Consider the following 24714-nt stretch of genomic DNA (forward strand, 5'->3'; position numbering starts at 1 on the left):
CTCTGCACGATGTAATTTGACATAATATCCATTATGCGACATTCCGGGAATGGGCGCGCCGCTTCCTGCGGCGTAGACAGACAGATGAAGTAAATGTGTTTACATTCTTGAAGTAAAAGTGTTTACAGCCGGAAGGTAGATATAAAACGTAGTCCCGACGTTCACCTTTGATTCTACTGTTATGAACCCGGCATGGCTCCTGATGATGGAATAAGCTATAGCGAGCCCCAGTCCCTTCCCCCTCTGCTTGGTCGTGAAATATGGCTCAAAGAGCCTCTTCAAGTCCTCTTTGGGTATGCCGTGGCCGGTATCCTTGATCGAGACCTTTACATATCGGCCTTCTTCCAATTGAAAGGGGTTCCCTTTGCCAAGCGATTCGTTTGAGCACTTTACCTCTATCCTGCCACCATTCGGCATGGCCTGCTCAGCGTTGAGGATGATGTTACTCAAGACCTGGGACATCTCGACCTCATCGGCATCGATAGGCCAGGTCTGCTCAGGACAAATAAGGTCGTATTTTATATTTTCTGCCTTGATGCTGGTGAAAACCGCTTCCTCGATCAAGGCACTAACAGAAAGGGTCTTCTTATTGATGGTCCCGCCTTTCGCGAAGGTCATGAGCTGCTGGGAGAGGTTTTTTGCCCTGAGGATGACTCTTTCGGCCTCTATGAGCTTTTTGTGTACCTCGGCTGGATCCTTTTCCTGGTCGGCGGACTCTGCGTTGCCGAGGATTGTCGTTAGCATGTTGTTGAAGTCATGAGCTATGCCGCCAGCAAGGAGGCTTAACGCCTCGAGTTTTTGTATCTTAAGGCGTTCTTCCTCGGCTCTCTTTCGCTCGGTTATGTCCCTTATGAAGCCTACAGCCTTCCATTTGCCATCTACTTTTATCGAGGAAATGGAGAGCTCGATCGGGAATTCGCTATTATCCTTCCGTTTGGCCTCAAACTCCACTATCTTCCCTATATTCGGGCCTCTCCCGGTCCGGAAGAACTCATGTACGCCCTTAACGGCTCTTTCGTAATATCTTTCAGGCACTACGAATGGATGCAGGGCCTTTCCCATGACCTCTGAACTGGAATAACCCAGCATCTCCTCGGCCCTTCTGTTCCAGAAATATATACCGTCAGGCTCCTCAATGCATATTATGGCATCCGGGGCGGCCTCAGCAGTGGCACGGAAGAGTTTTTCGCTCTCCTCAAGCGCCATTATAGCCGCGTTCTTTTCCTCCCTTAACTTTTTTTGGCCAAGGGCGCGCTCAACGACGACTCCCAGACTGCTAAGGCAGTCTTTAAGGATGTATGCCTCAGCCCCTTGTTTATAGGAATCGAGGGCGGCAGCTTTACTTATGTTCGAGGTGACTATTACAAGAGGTATGTCCAGCCCCTTCTGTTTTAAAAGTTCAAGGGCTCGCAATGCGGAGAAATTTTGTGTCCTGTATTCAGAAAGGATAATATCAGGGGTGGGTTTCAGCTGGGCGAGGAACTCTTCCTCATTATCTATCCGGTGCCAGAGCGGGTCGAGCCCGCTTTTCCTTAGCTCATCTACCAAGAGTCCGGCATTGGCGGTCGTGTCTTCGATTAAAAGTACTCGGACTTTTTCGTTCCCCATCGCCCTCAATGCCTCCCCTGTCGAGTATAGAGACGATTTCAGTGTTTGCAACACACATTTCATGTTGACTTTAAAATAGAGGGTTTGAGTGCTCATCAAAGATGCCTAACTCGCCTTTCTCTCTTTCAGCCTCTCTATCTCATTTCTTAGGTCCTGCACCTCAAAGTCCCTTTCAAAGTGCAGTAACCTGTCCAATCTCTCGATCTGGTCCATCCGCTTTTTAAGCTCCCGCTCGAGCCTGAACCTCTCGATGGAATACATAATCGAGCGATACATCAGACGGCCGTCTATCTGACCCTTGACCAGATAGTCCTGGGCCCCTTGCTTTACTGCTTTCATGCCGGCCTCTTCGTCAGCCAGGCCGGTCAGCACTATTATCGGAGTCTCTGCGGCATGAGAGCACATCTTGCAGAAAGTTGCTAACCCTTGGCTGTCAGGAAGCCCGAGGTCGACTATTATCAGATCGAATTCAGTCTCGGTATGCGGTCTCTCTGCCAATCCCGGAGCTCGATCCTGTAATGTGGACTATTCGTCCTTTCACGCGCTGCCCCTTTATTTCAATCAGGAGTATAAATCATAATTGGACCTGGCGCCGTGCCTGCGTATTCCGGACCAATCTGACCAGCGATTCCGCTCCAAACTGACCACCCGTTCCGGACGAAACTGACCAGTCATTCCGGAGTAATTTGACCACCGATTCCTACGCCATTTGACCAGGCTTTAAGGGCGGCCCGGGATCCCCTTCCAACGACGCTGGATAAACCAGTCGGGCAAAAGGTATCCTTCAAGGCAACATTGTTTGCCGAGGAGGAACGTGATGCCCAACGAGAGGTTGTCCATGCGGAAGATAAGAGAAATTCTGAGGCTCAAATGGGAGTTGAAGCTCCGTAACCGGCAGGTCAGCCGTTCCTGCGCGGTATCCCATAATACGGTGCGGGAGTACGTGTTCAGGGCGACGCAGGCAGGGCTTTCCTGGCCCCTGCCTGCGGAGATGGATGATGGCGCCCTGGAGCGACTCCTGTTCCCGGCGCCGGTGAAAGTGGCCGCCGAGGACCGTAACATGCCCGCGATGGAGTATCTGCGAAAGGAGCTTGGCAGGAAGCATGTCACGCTTATGCTTTTGTGGCAGGAGTACAAGGAGGGCAACCCAGAAGGATATCAGTACAGCCAGTTCTGCGAGATATATCGGAGGTGGACCGGGAAGCTCGATGTGGTGCTGCGCCAGGAGCACCGTGCCGGGGAGAAGCTTTTTGTGGACTATGCCGGGTCCACCATCCCCGTGGTCGACAGAATGACCGGGGAGATAACAAAAGCCGAGCTCTTCGTCGCGGTGCTGGGCGCGAGCAACTATACCTACGCCGAGGCGACATCCAGCCAGAGCCTGCACAACTGGATAAGCTCCCATATAAGGGCCTTTGAATATTTTGGCGGCGCCACGGATATCGTCGTCCCCGACAATCTAAAAAGCGGCGTTACCAAGGCCTGCAGATATGAACCCGACCTGAATCCCACATATCATGAGATGGCCGTGCACTATGGCACGACGGTGATGCCCGCGAGGGCCGGCAAGCCCCGGGACAAGGCGAAGGTGGAAGCCGGCGTGCTTATAGCAGAGAGGTGGATCCTGGCCGCGCTCAGGAACCGGACCTTTTTCAGCATCTCGGATGTCAACGAAGCCATCTGCGAGCTTCTGGAGAGGCTCAACGGCCGCAAGTTCAAGAAACTCGACACCTGCCGGAGGGACCTCTTCGAGACCCTCGACAAGCCCGTTTTGAAACCGCTTCCCGCCGAGAGATATGAATACGCCGAGTGGAAGCGGTCGCGCGTGAACATAGACTACCACATAGAGGTGGACGCCCACTACTACAGCGTCCCTTATCAGCTCATACACAAGGAGGTGGAGGTAAGGCTGAACCCATCCACCGTGGAGGTCATCTTCGGAGGCAGGCGCGTGGCCTCTCACCAGAGGAGCTATAAGAAGGGCGGCTTCACCACGACAACCGAGCACAGGCCAAAATCCCACCAGAAGCACCTCGAATGGACGCCGTCGAGGATAATACGATGGGCGGAGAGCATAGGGCCGTGTACGGCAGAGGTGGTGAAGACCATCATGGAGAGCAAGCCCCATCCTGAGCAGGGATACAGGTCCTGCCTCGGTATACTGCGCCTTGGCAAACGCTACTCCGAGGCCAGGCTGGAGGCGGCCTGCCAAAGGGCTCTTACCTTCAAGACCTGCTCTTACAGGAGCATGGACTCGATACTGAAGACCGGGCTGGATAAGCAGATGCCCATGATGGCTGAGGATAAGAAAAAGACCGTACCCGCGCCCGTGCATCAGAACATAAGGGGCGGCAATTACTACCACTAAGGAAAAGGAGAAATTGGACGATGCTGAACAAACAGACCCTGGAGAAGCTCTTCGAGCTCAAGCTCGGCGGCATGGCGGCGCGGCCTTCACGGAGCAGCTAACTCAACCTGATGTGGCGGACCTGAGCTTCGAGGAGCGCCTTGCGATGGTGGTGGATAGGGAATATACCCTCCGTGAGGAGAAGCGCCTGGTAAGGAGACTTAAGACCGCGCGGCTCAAACAGCCTGCATGCGTGGAGGACATCGACTACCGACATCCAAGGGGCCTGGACAGGCAGACCGTCAGGAGCCTCTCAAACTGCCAGTGGATCAAGGGCCATCAGAACATCATTGTGACCGGCCCCACCGGCGTGGGCAAGACCTATCTCTCCTGCGCCTTCGCGAACAAGGCCTGCCGGGAAGGGTATACGGCCGTTTATACGAGGCTGCCGAGACTCCTCCACGACATCACGCTCGCCAAGGCCGACGGGAGCTACACGAAGCTCCTGAACAGGCTCGCCAGGACCGACGTGCTGGTGGTGGACGACTGGGGGCTCGCGCCCCTGACCGAAACGGAAAGAAGGGACTTCCTGGAGGTCCTCGATGACCGGCAGGACTGCCGCTCGACCATCATGACCAGCCAGCTCCCTATTACAAACTGGCACGACAACATCGGGGACCCCACGATCGCGGACGCCATCCTCGACAGGCTTTTACATAACTCGCACCGGGTGGCTCTCAAGGGCGAATCGATGAGAAAGCTCAGGGCCGGGAAGAAGGAAAACTTGACTCAAACTGACCAGGGAATGTAATATCGGAAACACCAGCGTCGCTGGCGCTCCGGCCCTGGTCAGTTTCAAGCGGAATGCGTGGTCAGTTTGCGGCGGAACGACTGGTCAATTTGAGCGGAATAGGCACCGTGCCTCCTGTTTTAGTGGATATTATTACTATATAGCTGAAACCACCCCGAAAAAAACATAAGTAAATCGAGGAGATTAAAGTAAGGTTTTTATTATCAAGGATTCTGATTTTTTTGTTTTTTTTCTAAAGTTTGATCATCCCTTGCCGATAATAAATGCATAGCGGACAATGGGGTATATGGGGAATACAGTAACAGACATACATTCGGGCGAGGCAGAAGAGGCGAAGCGCCAGGCGCTCAAGTCAAAGGTACTCGATATCTTCAAGGTCTCTACCGTTCCTACGGTTCTCAAGAAGATAATCGAGATAACCGACGACCCTTTGTCAGGGATTTCCGACCTCGAAGCCGTTATCGAACATGACCAGGCGATAGCCTCCAGGGTCGTGGCTGTCTCCAATGCCGTCTATTACGGCTTCCCAAGGAAGATCAGCTCCATCCACCAGGCGATCCTCGTACTCGGCTTCGAAATGGTTAAAGGGCTGGCAGTATCATCGACCATATTCAATGTCCCGAATCCGTCGACGAGGAAAGTGCTCTCTTCCCTGTGGGGGCACTCCTTCGAGGTGGCGATGGCCTCTGTCATGATCTCCAAAAAATCGGGGCTTGTGAACAAGGAGATAGCCTTTCTTGCAGGCCTTCTCCACGACATCGGCCGCCCAATACTGATACAGGTATTGAACAAGGAATATCTTGAGGTCTGCGCCTTTGACAGGAATTGCCTTGGGAGGGAAAAGTCTGTGTTCGGGGCCGACCACGCCGAGGCAGGCACCTGGTTTATCGAAAAATGCAAGCTGCCGGAAGACTGCGTGCACGCGATAAGGTACCACCACACGCCGGAAGCCTGCCTTGAAGATACCAAAACGCTCCCGCCGCTTGTAAAGACCGTCTATCTGGCCAACCTTCTCTCTACAGAGCAAAAGGATAAATACGCGGTCATCTCGCCAATGCACTCCGCGATAATGAAAGATCTCGGAGTTACGGCAGAGGAGCTCGACAAGTTCTCTGATGAACTTTCCGGTGTACGCAGCGAGATAAGCGCCTACTACGATTAAGCGGCGGCCTGCCGCTCCCTTTCCCTGAAAAGACGTCTCGCTTCATCCAGCCGCACCCCTGCCAGATCGATATTATTCAGATTAGCCGTGCCGACCCCGAGCCTTTCAGCCTCGATTATATGCTCTACCCTGTCATAGCCTAAAATACGCGCTCCGACAGTGTCCGCAGCGACGCAATCCTTGCTTGCTATGACGATGCCGCTCTCAAAGGTATGCCCGCCAATGGGGCCGGTCCCTGTCATGGCCGGATGTCCTACGATTATGCCGAGCCCGATGGGGAAGGTCTTGCACATCCCAGCGATGAACTTTTGTATGTCAGTGAAGATATCATGCGGATGCAGGCTTTTTGCCCTCGGGTGGCCGTAGTAGTCGGCGGCAGGATAGGACATCGAGATATTCTTCATCGTGAGGGTGACTGTGGCGAGGTGGTGCTCCTTGTGCTGCGCAAGCGATATGACGGTCTCATAATCCAGTACCCGTTCATTGACCATCACCTCCTTTAGCGGCCCATACTCAAGCGGCACCGCCTTGAAAGGGGGCCTGTTGTGGTCGAAGAACTCGACACCCTCTTCAGCGATCACCCTGTCGAGGCCCAGGAGCCTGAAGACATCTGCCGTCTCCCCTGCCCCTGCCCCGCCTGAGACGGTCAGCTTTTTAGGGAAATAATTTTTGACGTACCTTACGACCGCCCTCAAGGTGTCTGCCTGTGTGCAGGCGGTAAGGTCGTCCTTCGAGGCCCATGTGTCATTGGGCTTTATGGCGACATGCTTGCCGATGAAGAGCGCGGAAAGCCCCTCCATCGCGTCGAGGGCGCTCCATACGGCCGTTTCAACGTCAAGATTGTTTGCGATAGAGACCCTGCTCTTCATAGATAAAGTATAACATGGGCGAAGCCTTTTGGCTGGGTCTCTGGCGGAGAGTCTACTCTATAATGACGTTTGTCAGGGTCTTTTTAACATACTGGATGGATTGTATCCTTGATATGAGCACGTCCCCAAGGACCTTGAAGTTCGAGGCGGCCACAAGGGCTATGAGGTCGTATGGGCCTGTCACTATCCTCGCGTCCTTGACGCCTCCTATCTGAAGGAGTTTGTCGAGCACCTCTTTTGACTTTGCGTGCTCGCATTCAATGAAGACATAGGCCTCAACCGACATAGGGACGCTCCTCCTTTTTAATTCGTTATTCAAAACCGGAGACTACTACGTGTCAACGCTCGAGTATCAGGGCGACCTCGCTCCTGACCTTCTCAGGGCGCGTATGCTTAGGTACGCGCCTCAACCCTTTACGGTCGATGAAGCCCCTCTGTTTTTTCGTCAGCTCGCCGTAGATGAAAAGAAACCTCTCCTCTATGCCGGGGAATATCCTGGAGGCCTTTTTGCAGACCTCGATGCCGTCGATACGCGAAAGACCGGTCTCAGAAAGGACCGCGGCGTAGTAGTTTTCCCGGAGCCTTTCTATGGCCTCCTCGCCGTGCGAGGCGACTTCGACTATCCCGTCCTCTTTAAGCGCTGTCGCTACCTCCGGGTGAAAATCACCTACCAGCAGGAACCTTTCCACCCAGACAGATTGAGAGGCCTTTAGACGGAAGCTTAAGTCCCTTAAATGGGCGCGATCCTCAAAAAAACGATCTATCTTCCGCTTGTGTTTCTGCGCGTGGGCAAGTACCTGGGCGGCTTGAGGGAACTCGGCTATCCTTGAGGCGAGCGGGACCGTGATGCTCGTCCATTTAAGCTGTTCGCATTGGAGGAGCCCCTCGATAAAGGCCTCCTCCCCCGCCTCTATTGATACGCCTAGAAACGCGAAAGAGTCCTTCACAAGCTCGCTGAGGCCGTGGAGGCCTTCCGGGGCCATGCAGTTCCTGCCTGACCTTCCAATTTTATCTGCAGATGAAAGAAGGGCCCTGGAAAGCTCTGATTCGCTCCTGGCAAGCGTTCTTAAAAAACGCGCTGTCTCATTACCATTGCCGAGCCTTTTAGCGATATCACGGTAGACCCTGGCGTTCGTACTACCGAAAGAGGCCATCCAGCACATGAGCTTCAGCATCCAAAGACCTCGCGGGAAAGATACGCTGATTATCCTCTCTCAGGAGAAAAGTGTCAAGGGACTGAATTTTAGAATAGCAAAAGAAAAAGGGGCTACAGGCTTAAAACCCGTAACCCCTTGATTTTTCTGGCGCCCCCGAGACGATTCGAACGTCCGGCACACGGATTAGGAATCCGTTGCTCTATCCATCTGAGCTACGGGGGCTAAGTAATAGTTTATTTTGTACAACTACTTACAACAAAAGTTGAGTGCATAATCTTCTCAGAAAAAACAGACTATGTCAATCAAAAAAAACCGCTTGCCATTGCGATAAAACGGGCTACTCTCATTCAAAAATGAAAAACGATTGAAGAGCTGCACTCGCTCATGCTATGTTTTTACAATAAGTCGAAAATCTATAGCTGCTTTGTGTCGACCTCAACATATGGATGAGATAGTGACAGAAAAACCCGATAATCTTCGCAAAGCCGCTATAGCCGCATCTCTTCTGCCCGCCCTGGTCGCTTTCATCGTCTATATTCCATCATTAAAAAACGGCTTCGTGAACTGGGATGACGATATTTATGTCGTTCAAAATGAACGCTCAAAAAGCCCATGACCTGGGGCTTAAGCAATCTGAGGGTTATCTCGCTTATCTCCGCACCCTTCGACCAACAGGCGCCAAGCCTGCCAGGGGCTCTCTATAAACAGAGCGCTTCAAATCACCCTGTTTTTAATCACCCCTGCCGCAAAGGCCGCTATATTGTCGATGGTCGTATCAAGTATCCTCTGGACCGCTTCCCTCGTGTTGAAAGCGCTATGCGGGGTTATGAGCACGTTCCTGAGGCGCAGCAGGATATGGTCGGCCAGAAGGACGTCAAGCGGTTTTTTCTGGGCTATGAAGCGAAGGAGCTCTGCCTCTTCACGGATCGCGGGCTCTTCAGGCAGGACGTCAAGGCCGACAGCCGCGACCTTGCCTGTGGTTATCGCCCTTAAAAGCGCCTGTATGTCTATGAGGCTCCCCCTGGCGGTATTTATTATTACTACGCCAGTCTTCATCATGGAGAACTCGCGCTCTGAAAGGAAGTTGTCGGTCTCTGGAGTGGCTGGCACATGGAGGGTTATGAAATCTGCCTTCCTCAGGACCTCTTCGAGAGAGACATATCTGAACCCGACCCTTGACGCCAGCTCCTCCTTCGGATAAAGGTCATAGGCAAGCACATCCATGTGAAAGCCCTTTGCTATGTCTATGACGCACCTGCCGATGCTTCCTGTGCCGAGTACGCCTATAGTCTTTCCCTTGAGGTCGAAGCCGCGAAGCCCAAGCAGAGAAAAATCACCCCTGCGCGTCCTGTCGACAGCGTCGACCAGGTTGTGGCTTATCGCCAGTAGAAGGCCAAAGACATGTTCCGCGACGGTATTGTCGCCATAGGTGGGCACGTTCGCTACACTTATGCCACGCCCCCTGCAATATGCCATGTCTATATGGTCGTAGCCTGTAGAGCGGGTGGCGATGAGCTTCAGGTCCCGGAAGTGGCTTAGCGTAATGCTGTCAAGCTCTGAGTAGATGAACGTTGATATCACATCCACGTCAGCGTAGGGGCCGGCGTTACCGGATGTAAGAGGGTCATGCAGGAACCTCATGTCATGGCCCGAGTCGAGCCTCTCGAAGGCCCCTTTTTCCCATTCTTCGACCTCAAAGACAGCGAGTTTCATCTGCGTCTCCCGTGGAATCGCATGATTGATTCTTTTCCCGCTGTGGCGATATGTCAAGCCGTTTGCTGAAATGAAAAAAGGGCGGCTGGCATGAAGCCAGCCGCCCTTTGGGAAAAAGTCTCAGGCTTGAGCCTCGTCCTTCTTCGCTGCCTCTATGAGTTCGGAGACGAAAATATTTACATCCGTCGAATGCATGGCGCAAGCCATTGAAATGGGCTCTCCGCCGAAAGCCGGGCAGGTAAAACAGCCAGAGCCAAAGTGCCTTGAGAAGACCTCCTTTGTCGAGGGCCATCTGGTCGTAACCTCTCCGGTGGTCATATTGCCGGTGATCTCTGCCATCTTATTCCTCCTTATCTGGAAATATCTCTTTTAAAATATACAATGTTTTATCCTCTAATTATATGATTTCAGTCATAAAAACTCAAGCGAGCCTTTAGCGCGGGAAAATGGTCAAAAGCCCCTTCTTATCATCCCACTCGCCCCTGCCACCGAGGTCTGCGCTCAAGTTCTTCATCTTGGCTGCTATAAGCTCGGTCCTCGGCGACCCAGGCAGGCGCGCGCTGAACTTCTCTATTATAGTCGGATAAAGGCGTATAGACCTGACTTTTTTATTTACGTCAGCCACGAATATGAACGACTCGTCATTCCGTTCGCTCTCGTCAACAGCGTAGTCGTCTATGAAGTTCCCGGCGCCGTATATGATGGCTCCGCCCCTGTAGAACTCTATACCCTGGAATACATGGCATGAGTGGCCGAAGACGATATCAGCCCCGCTTTCAATGAGCCTGCGCCCAAACGGGATGTGTGCGCCCTGAGGGGTGTAGCCCCAGTTAGGCCCCCAATGGGCCGACACGATAAGGATATCCGCTTCCTTCTTCGCCGCGGCAGCCCTGTCAAAAAGGCCCTGGGCCCTTGGGTCGTCGAGGCTGGTCGGGACGTAGTAGACCCCGGGCTTGTGCGGCCTCGCCTCCCAGCCGGGCTCGTTGTCGGTAAAGGCGATCATCGCCGCCCTCTTCCCCCCGATATCAAAAAAGGCAGGCGCGCTCGCCTCTTCAATATCCACTCCGGCGCCGGCATGCTTTATCCCGGCCCTGTCGAGCGCGCCGATGGTATCTGAAAGGGCCTCGTACTCGTAATCAAGTGTGTGGTTATTTGCTAAAGAGACGGCGTCGATAGAGGCCTTTTTCAGCACCTCTACGTTTTTTGAGTCCGTGCGGAAATGGAAGACCTTCGGAGTAGCTGACCATGGGCGGCCCCTGTCAGAGATGACGCACTCGAGGTTTATGATCCGGGCCTCCGCCTCCCTGAATACCGGCAGTGTATTGCCCCATGGAAACTCCGGGGGTTTCCTCTGAAGCTCCCGGTTTACAAGCCTCCCGAGCATCACATCCCCCGCAAAAAGGACCCTCATAGACCCTCCACGGCAAAAAAAGAGAGAACATCCCTGAGCCTTTTAAAGTCTTGCTTGGCCTGGAGCGCTTGTCAAGGCTGGGTTATCCCGGCCGCGCGCCTTTTCCATGGAAAGCTGAAGCGTTTAAGGAATGCCGGGAACTTTATGTCGTCGAGGGCAGAGTATATGACGGGTATTACGACCAGGGTTATGATGAGGCACATGGCCTGGCCGCCAACGATAACGACGGCCATCGAGGCCCTCGCCGCCGAGCCGTCACCACTGCCGAGGGTCACAGGCAGCATGCCGGCGATGATCGAAAAGGTCGTCATGAGTATCGGGCGGAGCCTGACCTTGTTGGCGAGCATCTGTGCCTCATACCTTTCCATGCCGCGGGCCCTGAGCGTATTGGTGTAGTCGACCTGGAGTATGCCGTTCTTCTTGACGACCCCTATGAGGATGAACATGCCCATGACGCTGTAGATATTGAGCGTGCTCCCGGCAAGTATGAGGCTTAAGATGCCGAACGGTATGGCGAGGAATATTGATGACATGATGGAGAGCGGGTAGACGAAGCTTTCAAACTGGGCCGCGAGCACCATGTAGATGAATATGAGGCTCAGGACGAACGCTATGAGGAAGTTCTTGAATGCCTCGGCCATGAGCTTTCCCCTGCCAAGGTACGAGGTGGAGTACTCAGGCGGCATCTTCATCTCGCTGACGGTCCTGTTGGCGTCTGCGATGGCCTCGCCGAGCGGCTTGTTGTACAGGTTCGATATGATTGTTATCTGCCTTTCCTGCGCGTAGCGGTCTATCTGGCCAGGGCTTGTGCCGGGGGTAAGCTCTGCCAGGTTGTTGAGCTTGACGAGCATGCCGTCGGCCCCTGGAACGGTCAGGCTGTAGATGCTCTCCTGGCTATTTCTGTAGTCCTGCCTGAGCCTGAGCCTTACGTTATACTGCTCGTCCTTTTCCCTGAAAAGCGAGACCTTCTCGCCGCCGACCATGGTACGGAGGCTCGCTGCTATCGCGTCAACGCTTACCCCCAGGTCAGAGGCCTTCCGCCTGTCGATATGGACCTGCAGCTCCGGGTGCTTCAATGCCTGGCCTGTGTCCGTGTCAACGAAGCCAGGGATCGCCTTGAGCCTCGTTATGAGATCTCCCGAGTACTCGTCGAGCATCTTAAGCTCCGGCCCGCGAAGGACCAGGTTGAAGGGAGTAGCCTTGAACCCGCCTCCTGAGACCAGATTTATGTTCTGTACGCTTATCCGGAGGCCGGGGGTCCCATTCAAGAGGTCCCTCACCTCCTGCATCAGCTCCTTCTGGTCCCTCTCCCTTTCGCTCATGTGCTTCAAGTCGACGTAGATGGAGGCGTCGGTGACGTTTGAAAGATACTGCCCCCTTACACCTATGGAAGTAAAGGTATGCTCCACCTCCGGTATGGCGGCTATCTTCTTTTCGACCTCCCTTATTATCTCGGAGCTTTTATCAAGGGAAGAGCCGGGGGGCGTTTCCACTATGACCTCGAACTCGCTCATGTCGTCGTCGGCGATGAACTCGGCCTTGGTGATCTTCATGAGCGGGACTACTGAAAAGAGTATGCCGACAGCCGCTACGATGACTATCGCCCTGTGCCGCAGGCACCAGCCGAGGAGCTTTAAGTATGCCCCCTCAGCCTTGGTGTATATCTTCGATTCCCTGGAAGCGGCCTTTGCCTCCCGGAGCCTCAGAAATCTTGAGGCGAGCATCGGGGTAAGGGTGAAGGAAACGAGGAGCGAGATCATGATCGCGAAGGCGGCTGTGAGGCCGAAGCTCTTCCAGAATTTGCCGACAGTGCCCTGCATGAACGCCACCGGGAGGAATATGACGACGAGGGAAAGGGTCGTAGCCATGACAGCCAGGGCGATCTCCTTGGTGCCCTTTACTGCGGCCTCGAAGGGCGTCCTCTTCTCCTCCTCCATGTGCCTGAATATGTTCTCGATGACTATTATGGCGTCGTCTATGACTATGCCGGTGCAGACCGACAGGGCCAGAAGCGTCATGTTGTTGAGCGTGAAGCCGAAATACCTCATGATGGTAAAGGTGCTTATGATAGACGCCGGGATGGCGATGGCGGCAATGAGGGCGGTCCTCCAGTTGCGGATAAAGAGGAGTATTATGAGGCTCGCCAGTATCGAGCCCATGACAAGGTGCTCCTCGACCTGGCTTACCGCCTTCTTTATGAACCTGGACTGGTCTATTACGACTTCAAGCTCGATGTCAGTCGGAAGCGTGCCCTTTATCTCGGCGATCTTCTCCTTAACCTTGTCTATTACCTCGACGGTATTTGTTCCTGACTGCTTTCTGACAAGCACCGATACGGCGCTATTGCCATCGAGCCTCGATATGGACCTCGGCTCTTCCTCGGTATCGAGCACACGCCCCAGGTCCTTCAGGCGCACCGGCGCGCCTTTCATGTCAGAGACGATAAGCTCCTCGAATTGCGAGACGTCCTCGACCCTGCCCATGGTGCGAAGCCCCTGCTCCGTGGCCTCCCAGGTTATCCTGCCGCCTGGGACCTCTACGTTCTGTTTCCTTATGGCATCCCTGACCTTGGCGATAGAGAGGCCGTAGGCCGAAAGCCTGTCAGGGTCTATGACGACCTGTATCTCACGTCTCCTGTCGCCGACAAGGGTCACGGCGCCGACGTTTTTGACGGCCTCAAGCTGCCTTTTTATCTTCTTGTCCGCAATCTCGGTCACTTCCCTGGCAGAGCGCTTGCCTGAGACGACCATCGACATTATTGGAGAGGAATCCGGGTCGAACTTCTCTATAATCGGGGAATCGGTGCCTGGCGGAAGATCGGACAGGATGCGTGAGACCTTGTCCCTCACCTCGTCGGAAGCGACGTTTATGTCCTTTTCAAGGATGAAGGTGGCGAAGACCTGGGACTGGCCTTCGATAGTGGTAGAACGCAACTCATCGATGCCGCTTATGGTGTTTACGGCCTCCTCGATGGGCTTGGTTATCTGGCTCTCTATCTCCTCCGGGCTCGCGCCCTCAAGGCGTGTAGTTATCGTGACAGTCGGCAGGTCGACTTTCGGGAAAAGGTCGAGCCCAAGCTCGCGGTACGACGCGAGGCCCATGACCACCAGGCTCAGGATAAGCATGGTCGCGAATACAGGCCTTTTTATGCATATCTCATATAGCGACATGATCTCAGTCCTCTTTGGCTACCTTGGCGCCGTCGAATAGGTTCGGGAGGTTCGAGGCCGCAACCTTGAGCCCCGGCTTTAAGGCTTCGCCTTTTACTTCCAGCATACCCCCGTCCTTCGCGCCTACCTGCACCGTCTTCTCTCTGGCTACCCCGTTCTCGATGACGAAGACCTTGTTAATGCCTATGAAGGAATAGACCGCGGACTCAGGAACGAAGGCAACGTTGCCTTCCCTGTGCGTCGATATGACGCCCCTGGCGAAGAAACCCGGCTTGAGGGCGCCTTTCGCGTTCGGCACAGAGGCCTCGAGCTCAAGCGTGCGCGTGCGGACGTCTACGGCAGGGCTTATCCTTGTGAGCTTGCCGCTAAAGACCTTATCCTTGAAGGCTTCGACATTTATCCTGACCTCCTGGCCGATTGCGACCATAGGCGCTGATGCCTCAGCCACAGTCCCCTTGAATTTAAGCGTAGCGGTTGAAACGACCGTAAAGGCATCTGTCTTGTCCTTTAAATACTCGCCAGCGGAGATGGCCCGCCTGCTTACCGTCGCGTCTATCGGGGACTTTATGATGGTATCCGCGAGCCTTTTCCCGGCAAGAGCGAGCTTTGCTGCCGCCTCCTCGATCCCTGATTCCGCCTGGTTGAACTGGGAGGATGCCACCTCAAGCTTCGTCTTCACGTCGTCGTACTGGCTGGCGGAGACCATCTCCCTTTTAAAAAGCTCTTCGTAGCGCCTGTGGATCGTTTTGGCCTCTTCGAGGGTAGCCTTCTCGCGCTCAAGCGCCTTTAAGGCCGTCTGGTGCGCTGCCCTTGCCTGGTCAAGAGAAAGCCTCGCCTCGCGCTGGTCGAGGACCGCAAGGACGTCTCCTTTCCTTACCCTGTCGCCGAGATCTTTTCTTATCTCCCGCACAGTGCCCGAGGCCTCGTTCGACACTATTACCTCGTCCCAGCCCGCCAGTGTGCCGGTGGCCTCGACCGTCCTCTCTACACTCCTGCCCTCTATCGCGGCTGTAGTGATCTTTATCGCCTGGGCCTCCTTCGCTTGAGCCCCTTTGGCCTGCCCGTTGGGGGCCTCCTTGCCGGAACAGCCATGGAACGCAAGGACAGCAAAGGCCGTTATTGCCAATAACGTCAATGGAGATGTCTTCATACGGACTCCGGTCATATTATTCTTTAACCCCCGGCACGAGGGTGCCGGTAACATACAGAAGGTCTATCTTTGCAAGCTCCAGGTCATATACCGCGTTGGCGTACGAGCTCTGCGCCGATACAAGGGTATTTTCCGCGTCGATCACGTCAACTGTTGTAGCGACCCCGAACCTGAACTGCTCGAATACCATCTTGTAGTCCTCTTCCGCGAACGCGAGCTGGCGCCTGAACGATTCGACCAGCGCCTCGACAGCGCTTACATTATTCAAGGACTCTCTTATCTGCACCTCGATATCCCGCCTGAGGCCAAGCCTTCTAAGCTCCGCCTCGCGGAGGTTGCTGCGCGCTTCATTCAGCTCAGCCTTTCTCAGGAACCCCTCGAAGATAGGATAGGTGAGCCTCAAGGTACCGGACGCGCTCTCCTCCAGCAAAAACGTAGTAGCCGGCTCCTGGTCGCGCCAGGTGTAAAGACCTTCAAGCTTTAAAGATGGCTTGAACCCGGCCCTTGCGACCGTTATGCCTTCGGTAGCGGCCTTCTCCTCAAAGAGCCTCTGGGAATAGTCGTATCTCTCCTTTAAGGCCACATCCACCAGCTCTGCGGCGGGCTTCACGGCAAGAGGAAGGGGGGGCGGCTCGGAGACCGTAAAACTATCTTCAATGGCAGTCATCCTCTTAAGGAGCGTCTTCGCGTTCTCAAGGCTATTCCCGGATTTTATCAGCTCGGCCTCAGCGCCAGCCATTTCAGCCTCGGCACGCAGCACCGCTGACCTTGTTACCTCGCCGACCTTAAGCCTGGCCTTTGCGACGTCGAGCCTCTCCTCGGCGCGCCTCAAGGCGGCCTTCTTTATCGCGAGGTCTTTCTGGGCCTTGAGCACACCGTAATACGACCGCGATGTGTCGAGCAGCACACCCTCCTGCGCGCCTTCAAGCCCGGCCCTGGCGCTCTTTATCTGGAGCCTGGCCTGCCTCTGTATGGCCCACTCCTTGCCGCCGGAATACAATGGCTGGGTTATCCTCAGTTCAGCGTTGGTGCTGGACTTTGGCTGGATGACGAATGCAGCGGAGCTCTTCTCAGAGGTATACCTCGTGTAGCTTCCCTCCGCGGTTATGTTCGGAAGCACCCTTGCTATCGTTTTCCCGAGGTCGGCCTCGGCCTGCTTCATCCCCTCGCCGGCTAAAGCGACCCTCTCGTGACTGGCTACCGCGAGCCTGTAAGCCTCATCGAGCGTAAGTGTCCTTTCCTGTGAAAAGGCCCTGTCAGGCAATAAGGCGAGCAGCACCGCCGCGATAGGGACGGCGATCGCCGCAAACGCGCGGCCCGGTGATGGTCTTTTTAGCCCCGCCATGACTACCTCCTCTTCATCCCCTCGAAGAATATGTCTACGAATGTATCCGCGACCTTTTGCGTAGGCCTTGTAAAGCGTCGCTTGAAACCGTAAAGCTCCTGGACGATGCTGTAATGTATGACCATCCCGATAAAGGCCCTCGCGGCCAGCGCCGTATCGACCGGCCTCATCGAACCGTCGGCCACGAGTTCTTTTATATGCCCTTCGAGAAAGTCGAGGAGCTCAAGGGCCCTTGTCTTAAGGAAGAGTTCGGAGAGCGATTGTTTCTCAAGCGCGCTGTATGTGAGAAGGCGCAGGAATGACGGGTCCTTCCGGTGCTCTTCAAGCAGATGAGTGGCGACGGTCCTGAAGACCTCCTTGCCCTGCTTGCCCTTAAGGAGTGTCAGCAGGCGGCTGTCGCCCTCCGTGTCAGCGCACCTGGAGTCTATGATGGCCTTGTAGAGATCCTCTTTCCTTCTGAAGTGCTTGAATATCACCGCCTCGCTTATGCCGGCCTTCAGGGCTATCTCGCGCGTGGTGGTGCCGCGGAAGCCATTGCGGGCGAAGAGGTCCGCGGCGACCTTCACTATCTGGACCCTGCGCTCATCCCCGCTCATCCTCGCACGAGGCGGCGCTGGCCTTTTTCTGACCGGTTTTTCTTCCATGTCCTTCATCGTCCTGTCCAAAACAACTATGGTGAGTAAGTGCTCACTATCATATCATCTCGCCACCGATTGTCAAGCGGCAGATACGAAAAGCCGTCTGCTTCAAAAGAACGTTGACAGACGCAACTTAGTTGCATTAGAATCAGGGTTATGGCTGAAAGACTCAATGAGATACTCTCGGAGCTATCTGGCAGGGGCTTCAGGCTCACGCGCATCCGCAGGGGCGTGGTGGAGCTTTTCATCACGAACGCCCTCCCCCTTTCCGCCCTCGAAGTCATCAGCATGCTCGGGCAAAGCATTACTACCTTCAACAAGACCACCGTCTACAGGGAGCTGGCCTTCCTCAAGGAGCACGGCGTCATAAAGGAGATACAGTTCCCGCACGAGCGGGCCAAAAGATATGAGCTGGCAACAGGTGAGCACCACCACCATCTTATATGCCTCAAGTGCAGGAAGGTAGAGGAGATAGAGCTGGAGGGGGACCTCGAAGAGCAGGAGAAGAAGATATTAAGGTCGCGTGGCTTCCACGTGACGAACCACTCGCTCGAATTCCTGGGGATATGCCAGACATGCAGGTGGCAGGCGTGAAACGATACGCCGTCGCCATGGCGGTCCTGGCGGTCATCATATTATCGATAGCCGTCCTTTTGACGTACAGGCAGCCGGAGGAGCCAAAGGATGGGAAGATCAGAGCGGCGGCGAGCTTCTATCCCCTCGCCCACTTTATCGAGAAGACCGGCGGCGAGCATATAGATGTTCTTGACCTCGTTCCCCCGGGGGCGGAGTCGCATGATTTTGAGCCAACGCCAAGGGACATACGGAGGGTTGTCGCCTCGAAGCTCTTTGTCTATCTTGGCGCTGGCTTCGACCCGTGGGCAGAGAGGATCGCTCCTGAGCTTGCCAGGGCGGGTGTAACCACTGTAAGGATATCTGACCGCTTCACCCTGAAGGAGACGGAAGAGGAAGGCCACGAAGGCAATGAGCACGGCCCACTCGACCCCCATATCTGGCTCGACCCGGTCCTGGCCTCTCAAATGGCAGATATACTGAGGGACAAGCTCATCGAGCTCGACCCGGTAAACGCCGCCTACTACAAGGAGAACGCAAGAAGATTCAAGGCTGAGCTTCAAAAGCTCGACGACCAATTCAAGAGTACGCTTTCCTCATGCGCCAGAAGGGATATCATAGTCTCTCACGAGGCCTTCAGCTACTTCGGAAGAAGGTATAATCTGAATATCTTCCCTGTCACCGGGGTCTTCTCAGGCGAGGAGCCGAGTCCAAGGCGCATGGCGGAGGTTTCGAAGCTTATGAAAAACATGGGGATAAGATATATCTTCACCGAGCCTCTCGGAAATCCACGTACAGCCCGAACGATAGCCAGGGAGACCGGGGCGACGGTCCTGACCCTCAACCCCATAGAAGGGCTTACGCCAGATGAAAAAAAATCCGGCAAGGACTATATCTCGATAATGAGAGAGAACCTCGCCAATCTCAAGACAGCCCTCGATTGCAGATGAAAAAAACAGAGTGCATAGAAGTCAGGGACTTGAGCTTCAACTACAACGGCAACCCTGTCCTTGAGAATATCTCCTTCTCCGTCGAAGAGGGCGAATACCTCGGCATCATCGGCCCTAACGGCGGCGGTAAGACTACCCTTTTCAAGGTCATACTCGGCCTCCTGAGGCCGACCTCCGGGGAGGTAAGGATATACGGAGAGCCGCAGGAATCCTTCACCAGGCGGCACCTCATAGGCTACGTGCCACAGAGGACTACAGCCGAGGTCTACTTCCCTGCGACCGTGGAAGAGGTGGTGAGAAGCGGCAGGACCGCGCGTATGGGGCTTCTAAGGAGGCTTTCAAAGGATGACCTGACGGCGGTAGCGAAGGCGATGGAGATAACCGACGTGGCAAGGCTCAGCACGAGGCTTATCGGGCGCTTATCCGGTGGAGAGCGCCAGAGGGTCTTCATCGCAAGGGCGCTTGCGAGCGACCCCAGGATACTCATCCTCGACGAGCCTGACGTGGGGGTGGACGTCACGGCCCAGGAGAAGTTCTATTCCTTCATAGAGGACCTGAACCGGAATTTAAAGATAACGATACTGCTCATATCCCACGACATCGACGTAGTGGCGCACCAGGCAAAATCGGTCCTCTGCCTCAACAGGAGGCTTGTCTGCCACGGCTCGCCAAAGAAGTTCATAAACGAGGATTACATGCAGGAGCTTTACGGCAAGAAGGTCAAGTTCATCCTTCACGGGCACTGAGGAGGCCGTCTAAAGAAAATGCCAGAGATATTCGAGCTTGACTTCATGAGGAGGGCCTTCGCGGCCGGGATACTCATCTCGGTCATCCTCCCGCTTATCGGCGTATTCCTTGTCGTTCGCCGCTACTCGCTCATGGCCGACACTCTCGCCCATGTCTCGCTGGTGGGTGTGGCCATAGGCGTCCTTACGAACACGCAGCCGGTCGTCTCGGCGATCGCCGCGTCAACTCTCGCGGCAGTTGCGATAGAGAGGCTCCGCGGCATAAAAAGCCTCTTCGCCGAATCGATACTCGCCATATTCCTTTCAGGCAGCCTTGCCGTGGCGGTCGTCATAATAAGCCTGGCCAGGGGCTTTAACGTGGACCTCCTGAGCTATCTCTTCGGCAGCATCTCTACCATCGGCCCGGTAGACCTCTACATGCTCTCAGCGGTCTTCGTCGCCGTGCTTCTGGCGATAACGCTTCTCTACAAGGAATTTTTCCTGGTATCTTTTGACGAGGAGTTCGCCGAGGCTGGCGGAGTGAATGCGAGGAAGTTAAATCTCCTGATAGTCGTGCTGGCGGCGGTCACCATTTCCCTTTCCATGAGAATCGTCGGCATACTCCTTATAGGCGCCCTCATGGTCATACCGGTAGTGAGCGCCAGGCAGTTCGACCTGAGCTTCAGGAAGACGATATTCATCTCCATCGCCTTTTCGCTCTCCTCGGTAATATCAGGGCTCTTCCTCTCGTATTACCTCGACCTCGCCAGCGGCGGCACGATAGTCCTTATCGCCCTCGCATTCTTTCTCCTGTCATTTATACTTAACAGGCCCGAGTAGGCAATCCAGGCACTTCATGGTTTAGTCACAACAGAGGCCTTGAGCGTCACGTCCAGGAGCTCCCTGTTCTCGAAACGTTCCTTGATCGAGAGGTCGCGTATTATGACAAGACGGTCGCCGTGCTCCGCCTGGTAGAGGAAGTTTACCAGATGGTTCATGTCCAGAGCCTCAAGCCTTACCTCCACCGCCCGGTCCGTATATCCTGAAACGCCCTTCTCCTCAAGCGGCTTTATCGAGATTATCTTATCCTTTATGCCGGTCCTTTTCGCCATCAGTTCTATGGCCGAGACCGGAGAGACACCTGTTGGGATGACCTTTGCCGCCATCGTCTCGAAGGCGGCCTTCTTCTCGGTGTACTCCTTCCTGAGAGTATCCATCCTGCCGATATTGCGCTCGGCGGCGGCAACAGACTTCTTAAGATGCAGATACCTGCCGTATAGCGTAAACCCGACAACAAGGATAAGAAGCGGGATGCCCGCGTAGACGGCGTACCGATACGCCTTCTTCCTCTCAAATCCCATGAATACGTTGTTGAAGATGCCCTTTGGCAATATAGCCCTTCGTTCCATGTGCGTTTTACCTCAGATACGCGTTAATGCTGAAGGAGGCCCCGCCTTCGGGCCTCGCCCTTGTTTCATCGAGGCTCACGTCCCTGAACCGCCCTCTGGCGAAAGCCTCTTTAAGGGAGCTTGCGGCCTCGAAGTTAGAGACCTCTCCCTTTGCTATTACCCTGCCGTCTTCGGCAAGTGTAAGCTCGGTTATCCTGATGCCCTGCCCCTGTGGCGCTGCCTGGGCAACGCCATTCAAGGCGTCAAGCGCGCTTCGTCCCATGCCCAGCGCCTCCCCCTCCTTTTGAATGGCTTTGAGCCTCGCCTCGAGCTGATATACCGGGTCCGTAACATTTCTTTCCCCGGGGAAAAGCTCAAGGTAAGACGCCCTCAGAGACTGCCTGTAGGAATCGAGCTCAGCGGAAAGGCCGAGATATCTTATGTACAGGTCCCCGGTCAAAAGGATGGCAAGAAGGGCGGCAAGAGAGGCGGCGAGCTTAAGCCCCTTCCTCAAAGTCACCTTGTCCCTTGTATATTCGAACTCACCGCGCCTGAAGTTGACCGTCTCTCCCAGAAGCCCCTTTCCGTCGATAAGGGCCAGGGCCCAGATGAGGGCCCAATCATAAGAGCATCCAACGGGTAATCCCAGCGGGATGAGCCTTGCCCCATGGAATATCCCGCTTAGCTCCGCTTCATCCCACCCGGCATAGTGGACCTCGTCTACATCAAGCCCCTCAGCGTCGAGGAACGCGGCTCCGAGACGCACCCCGTCGAGCCTCCTTACGGGCTTGAAAAAGCGTGGGCTCCCGCCCTCTGTCACGGCCATGGCGCCGGGAAAGAGCAGCGCCCTTACCCCTTCCTTGCCGTAATCTCCCATGAGAGCCGGAATTGCAAAAAGCCCTGAGCCGACCCAGACCGGATCGACCCCCAGGGACTTGAAAAGCTCAAGGTAAGCGCTTATGAGCCTGCGTTCAACGGCCACGGCAAGGAACCTGCCTTCACCAAGCGGAACGGCATCGGTTACGACCTCGTCCACCTCCACGTGCAGAAGGCCGGCCAGCTCAAAGGGAAGGGCCTCGAGCACCTTCTTCCTTTCGCTGAAGGGCATATCGACTATCCTGATGGAGAGGTCCTCGGCAGGCACGCTCACGAGGACCCTCTGAAACTCACCTCCCTTTTTAACCCCTGCCTCTGTCAGTACCGCGGCCAGGGCCGCCTTTAGCCCGCCCTCACCCGGCGGTATCTCGGCGGTAAGGAAGGCGCGCTTGTCAGGGCTGACTCCGGCTATTACCCCGGCCCAGACCTTCTCCTTGCCGATGTCAATGATCAGGCTTTTCTTCTGCGTCACATCTCCCTCCAGTAGAGGATCCCTCCCCCGACCTGCACGACAGCCTCGACCTCTCGGATGACCTCGCCTGACTTTGCCCTCGAATAGACCCTGAAGAGCCTCGATGTGGCGGTCACGCGGTCCTGCAGGCCAAAGCCGGTCTTTTCAAAGCCCGGCACCTTCATTACATCTGACCTGTCCCTGAAAGGCGTTTTATTCCTGTACTTTATGATCTCGTCCGCAAGCTCCCCTGTCATCTCTTCCGTAAGGGCCATGAGCACTGTCCTTGGCGCGGTATTTATATTCACGAGTCCGTCGGGCACATAAGGAGTGATATAAGGCCCGATCGACCTTAATACTTCAGGGGTAAACCCCTTGACTAAAAGAAGTTCGTCGACGCTCTCCGGGTAATTATTCCTGGGCTTATACGGCTCCGCAAGTGTCATATAATAACTTTCCTCGGCCCCTCGCCCCCTTGGGGTGGTATCGCTATCTATCCAGTCAACAAGCTGGTCAGCAAGGGAATCCTCGGCCTTGACCACCTTAAGGAGCCTCAGGAAACTGCCATGCGCCTTTGGCTCCAGCACCCCGGTCAATGGGTAAGCTATCCGGGTTGAAAGCCTTGCCCTTTCGTCAACAGCCCTTATCTCCACGCTTAAGTCCTCGCCCACCGGCTGAGAAAAGACCATGCCGGTCGGGTCCATGACTATATTGGCGTCCTTTTTCAAAAACTCTTCGAGTCCAGCCCTGGCAAGGGCCACGCCGTCCCCGGCGATAAGGGCCGCCCTTGCCGAATCCCTCAGGTTCCCTGCCCTCGAAGAAGCGATATAAGTCCTGTAGATAAAATCTGTCACAAGGGTGGCGAGCACCGCGGTAACGAGCAGGACGGTGACAAGGGCAAGGCCGCTTTCAGATTTATTTTCTCTTAAAATACGCATAATTACACTATTTATATGATAATCTATCTTATCATAAGCCTGCCGGTCTGGACGATCTCCTCACCGGTCGGGAGGACTATCCTTATCCTTACGGCCCGCGGCGCAGAGCCTTCAATAGTTGCCTCCCATGCCTTTGACCAGTCCTTGCCGTTAAAGTAGCTTACCTCGAACTCTCTTATATCCCTTATCGCGCTGAATCCCATTTTTGTGCCCAGATACGGGTTCCATACCTCTTTTACCAGGCGCTTTTCAAGGCCGTCCTTTTCAATATGATAATTTACGGCAACAAGGTCGCTTGTGGGGGCACCAGTAGCGACCGGGAATGTAAATGTCGTAAAAGACAATTCCGAGTCCCCGCCTTTATTGCCGCCCTGGAAAAAGGTCCGAGTGTCTCCACGCCTGAAATAAGCTGACCTGACCTCTGTTGTAAATCTATCGATGAGCCTCCCGGCCTCTACAAAGCTCTCTGCCCTGTCCCCTGCCTTCCTGCCAGCCCCGGCAATGGAGAAGAAGGCCGAATATAGGGCAACAAGGAGGACGGCTGTAAGGGCCACCGCTACCATGACCTCTATCAGGGTAAAGCCGTTATTCCTGTTTGATGTACGAGACAAGGAAAAATGGCCTCCCTTTTTCACGGCTGACCTTGAGCTCAAGCCTTTTAATCCCCTTAAGCGCCGTATCCTCCTGGACAAGGCTCCACCTGTATTCGGGATACGCCTTGCCGAAGGTGCCTTCAAGGGCTTCCGCCTTGCCTCCAAGCTTTATCTCTTCCATCTTCTCAAGCCCCAGGGCGGTTGCCAGGACTTCATCACGGCTTCCGGAGGCAACGCCAAGGTGGTAGTTGAAACTCGCGAGCAGCGCGACCACCGCGCCCGAGAGTATCGCCAGGGCGACCATCACCTCTATGAGCGTAAAACCCCGCTTATCCATCGCTGACCTTTTTATCCGGGTCCGTAACCGAGGCCCTGCCAGTAAAGGGATTGTATGAGACGAGCGCCTTCCTTTTGCCGGAGACAAGCGTCACCTCGAAAGGAGGGCCCCCCGTCGGCGACAGCGCTATCGCCGCCTCTCCGCGCCTTACCTTGCCGAGCCCTGGCGCCGAGACCTCGTCTATCTCCACGCCGCGCCTGAGCTTGAGGCCACGGCTGACTGCCTCTGCCACCGGGGCGTATTCAACGCCGTCAGCGGATGACTCAACCGTTATGGCAGCGCCCTTGAGATCAAACCTCATCCGGTAATAATGCCTTGTGGCGGATGCCTTCTCTCCGAGAAAGACAGCGAGAAGGGAGAGCCTTTGGGCGTCTGAGTCCAGATAACGGTCTTCCAGGCCTTGAAGCCTGGGAAAGACTACAGCGAGAGCGAGACCTATTACGGCGATTACAGCGATAAGTTCCAGCAGGGAGAAACCGTTTGCGCGGGGTACGGATGGACG

The 24714-nt window shown here is 55.0% G+C and carries 24 protein-coding genes, 1 tRNA gene and 1 pseudogene; 7 read left to right on the plus strand and 19 right to left on the minus strand.

The features are described 5' to 3' along the window. Positions 1 to 99: 99 nt before the first annotated feature. Positions 100 to 1608, minus strand: coding sequence for a hypothetical protein (locus tag A2V21_301440; GenBank protein ID OIJ73040.1), 1509 nt, complete (start codon positions 1606 to 1608; stop codon positions 100 to 102). 105 nt (positions 1609 to 1713) lie between these two features. Continuing rightward, positions 1714 to 2106: a hypothetical protein gene (locus A2V21_301445; protein OIJ73041.1), complete on the minus strand. Its 393-nt coding sequence runs from the start codon at positions 2104 to 2106 to the stop codon at positions 1714 to 1716. Positions 2107 to 2425: 319 nt separating this feature from the next. Here A2V21_301445 and A2V21_301450 point away from each other — a divergent pair, with 319 nt between their 5' ends. The 3 genes and pseudogenes from A2V21_301450 to A2V21_301460 all read left to right on the plus strand — a co-directional run bounded on the left by A2V21_301450 (position 2426) and on the right by A2V21_301460 (position 5928). After that, positions 2426 to 3976 carry an integrase gene (locus tag A2V21_301450; protein ID OIJ73042.1) on the plus strand — a complete coding sequence of 517 codons (1551 nt, stop codon included), beginning with the start codon at positions 2426 to 2428 and terminating at the stop codon, positions 3974 to 3976. A gap of 20 nt (positions 3977 to 3996) precedes the next feature. Continuing rightward, positions 3997 to 4766: pseudogene (locus tag A2V21_301455) on the plus strand (AAA family ATPase). Positions 4767 to 5052: 286 nt separating this feature from the next. Further along, the gene (locus A2V21_301460; protein ID OIJ73043.1) at positions 5053 to 5928 is read left to right on the plus strand and encodes a hypothetical protein; all 876 of its coding nucleotides are present in this window, start codon (positions 5053 to 5055) and stop codon (positions 5926 to 5928) included. Here the strand turns inward: A2V21_301460 and A2V21_301465 are convergent. The 11 genes from A2V21_301465 to A2V21_301515 form a co-directional block, all read right to left on the minus strand. After that, positions 5925 to 6797 (minus strand): hypothetical protein, encoded by an 873-nt coding sequence (locus A2V21_301465; protein ID OIJ73044.1) that lies wholly within the window; start codon positions 6795 to 6797, stop codon positions 5925 to 5927. The two genes, A2V21_301460 and A2V21_301465, sit on opposite strands and share 4 nt — an antisense overlap. A gap of 52 nt (positions 6798 to 6849) precedes the next feature. Next, the gene (locus A2V21_301470; protein ID OIJ73045.1) at positions 6850 to 7083 is read right to left on the minus strand and encodes a hypothetical protein; all 234 of its coding nucleotides are present in this window, start codon (positions 7081 to 7083) and stop codon (positions 6850 to 6852) included. Positions 7084 to 7135: 52 nt separating this feature from the next. After that, positions 7136 to 7972: a hypothetical protein gene (locus A2V21_301475; protein OIJ73046.1), complete on the minus strand. Its 837-nt coding sequence runs from the start codon at positions 7970 to 7972 to the stop codon at positions 7136 to 7138. Positions 7973 to 8099: 127 nt separating this feature from the next. After that, positions 8100 to 8176 (minus strand) — tRNA-Arg (locus A2V21_301480). A gap of 492 nt (positions 8177 to 8668) precedes the next feature. Then, entirely contained in the window at positions 8669 to 9667 is a 999-nt protein-coding gene (locus A2V21_301485) for a hydroxyacid dehydrogenase (GenBank protein OIJ73047.1), read from the minus strand. A gap of 120 nt (positions 9668 to 9787) precedes the next feature. Beyond that, entirely contained in the window at positions 9788 to 10006 is a 219-nt protein-coding gene (locus tag A2V21_301490) for a hypothetical protein (GenBank protein OIJ73048.1), read from the minus strand. 94 nt (positions 10007 to 10100) lie between these two features. Further along, positions 10101 to 11078 carry a capsular biosynthesis protein gene (locus A2V21_301495; protein ID OIJ73049.1) on the minus strand — a complete coding sequence of 326 codons (978 nt, stop codon included), beginning with the start codon at positions 11076 to 11078 and terminating at the stop codon, positions 10101 to 10103. A gap of 71 nt (positions 11079 to 11149) precedes the next feature. After that, positions 11150 to 14248: a hypothetical protein gene (locus A2V21_301500; GenBank protein OIJ73050.1), complete on the minus strand. Its 3099-nt coding sequence runs from the start codon at positions 14246 to 14248 to the stop codon at positions 11150 to 11152. Positions 14249 to 14252: 4 nt separating this feature from the next. After that, positions 14253 to 15374, minus strand: coding sequence for a hypothetical protein (locus A2V21_301505; protein OIJ73051.1), 1122 nt, complete (start codon positions 15372 to 15374; stop codon positions 14253 to 14255). Between the two features lie 40 nt (positions 15375 to 15414). Beyond that, positions 15415 to 16743 (minus strand): hypothetical protein, encoded by a 1329-nt coding sequence (locus tag A2V21_301510; protein ID OIJ73052.1) that lies wholly within the window; start codon positions 16741 to 16743, stop codon positions 15415 to 15417. A gap of 2 nt (positions 16744 to 16745) precedes the next feature. Next, positions 16746 to 17396, minus strand: coding sequence for a hypothetical protein (locus tag A2V21_301515; protein OIJ73053.1), 651 nt, complete (start codon positions 17394 to 17396; stop codon positions 16746 to 16748). A gap of 141 nt (positions 17397 to 17537) precedes the next feature. On the opposite strand from A2V21_301515, the gene A2V21_301520 reads away from it, so the two are divergent. The 4 genes from A2V21_301520 to A2V21_301535 are packed head-to-tail and all read left to right on the plus strand — an operon-like array spanning position 17538 to position 20469. After that, positions 17538 to 17975: a hypothetical protein gene (locus A2V21_301520; protein OIJ73054.1), complete on the plus strand. Its 438-nt coding sequence runs from the start codon at positions 17538 to 17540 to the stop codon at positions 17973 to 17975. Then, the gene (locus A2V21_301525; GenBank protein ID OIJ73055.1) at positions 17957 to 18904 is read left to right on the plus strand and encodes a hypothetical protein; all 948 of its coding nucleotides are present in this window, start codon (positions 17957 to 17959) and stop codon (positions 18902 to 18904) included. The genes A2V21_301520 and A2V21_301525 overlap by 19 nt, the downstream gene beginning before the upstream one ends. Next, entirely contained in the window at positions 18901 to 19650 is a 750-nt protein-coding gene (locus A2V21_301530) for a zinc ABC transporter ATP-binding protein (GenBank protein OIJ73056.1), read from the plus strand. The genes A2V21_301525 and A2V21_301530 overlap by 4 nt, the downstream gene beginning before the upstream one ends. An 18-nt stretch (positions 19651 to 19668) precedes the next feature. Next, entirely contained in the window at positions 19669 to 20469 is an 801-nt protein-coding gene (locus tag A2V21_301535) for a metal ABC transporter permease (protein OIJ73057.1), read from the plus strand. A gap of 14 nt (positions 20470 to 20483) precedes the next feature. Here A2V21_301535 and A2V21_301540 read toward each other — a convergent pair whose 3' ends face one another. Genes A2V21_301540 through A2V21_301565 form a run of 6 tightly spaced genes read right to left on the minus strand, consistent with a single transcriptional unit; the run spans position 20484 to position 24513 of the window. Further along, a complete protein-coding gene (locus A2V21_301540; GenBank protein OIJ73058.1) occupies positions 20484 to 21020 on the minus strand; it encodes a hypothetical protein in 537 nt (178 codons plus the stop codon). A 25-nt stretch (positions 21021 to 21045) separates the two neighbouring features. After that, entirely contained in the window at positions 21046 to 22365 is a 1320-nt protein-coding gene (locus A2V21_301545; protein ID OIJ73059.1) for a hypothetical protein, read from the minus strand. Beyond that, positions 22362 to 23282 carry a hypothetical protein gene (locus tag A2V21_301550; GenBank protein OIJ73060.1) on the minus strand — a complete coding sequence of 307 codons (921 nt, stop codon included), beginning with the start codon at positions 23280 to 23282 and terminating at the stop codon, positions 22362 to 22364. The genes A2V21_301545 and A2V21_301550 overlap by 4 nt, the downstream gene beginning before the upstream one ends. A 23-nt stretch (positions 23283 to 23305) precedes the next feature. Further along, positions 23306 to 23893: a hypothetical protein gene (locus tag A2V21_301555; GenBank protein OIJ73061.1), complete on the minus strand. Its 588-nt coding sequence runs from the start codon at positions 23891 to 23893 to the stop codon at positions 23306 to 23308. Next, on the minus strand, positions 23868 to 24212 hold the full coding sequence (locus tag A2V21_301560; protein OIJ73062.1) for a hypothetical protein: 345 nt from the start codon (positions 24210 to 24212) through the stop codon (positions 23868 to 23870). The genes A2V21_301555 and A2V21_301560 overlap by 26 nt, the downstream gene beginning before the upstream one ends. Continuing rightward, positions 24205 to 24513: a hypothetical protein gene (locus tag A2V21_301565; protein OIJ73063.1), complete on the minus strand. Its 309-nt coding sequence runs from the start codon at positions 24511 to 24513 to the stop codon at positions 24205 to 24207. Before A2V21_301565 ends, A2V21_301560 begins: the two co-directional genes overlap by 8 nt. Positions 24514 to 24714 lie beyond the last annotated feature (201 nt).

This window comes from Deltaproteobacteria bacterium GWC2_55_46, from assembly GCA_001595385.3.
GTDB lineage: Bacteria > Desulfobacterota > GWC2-55-46 > GWC2-55-46 > GWC2-55-46 > UBA5799.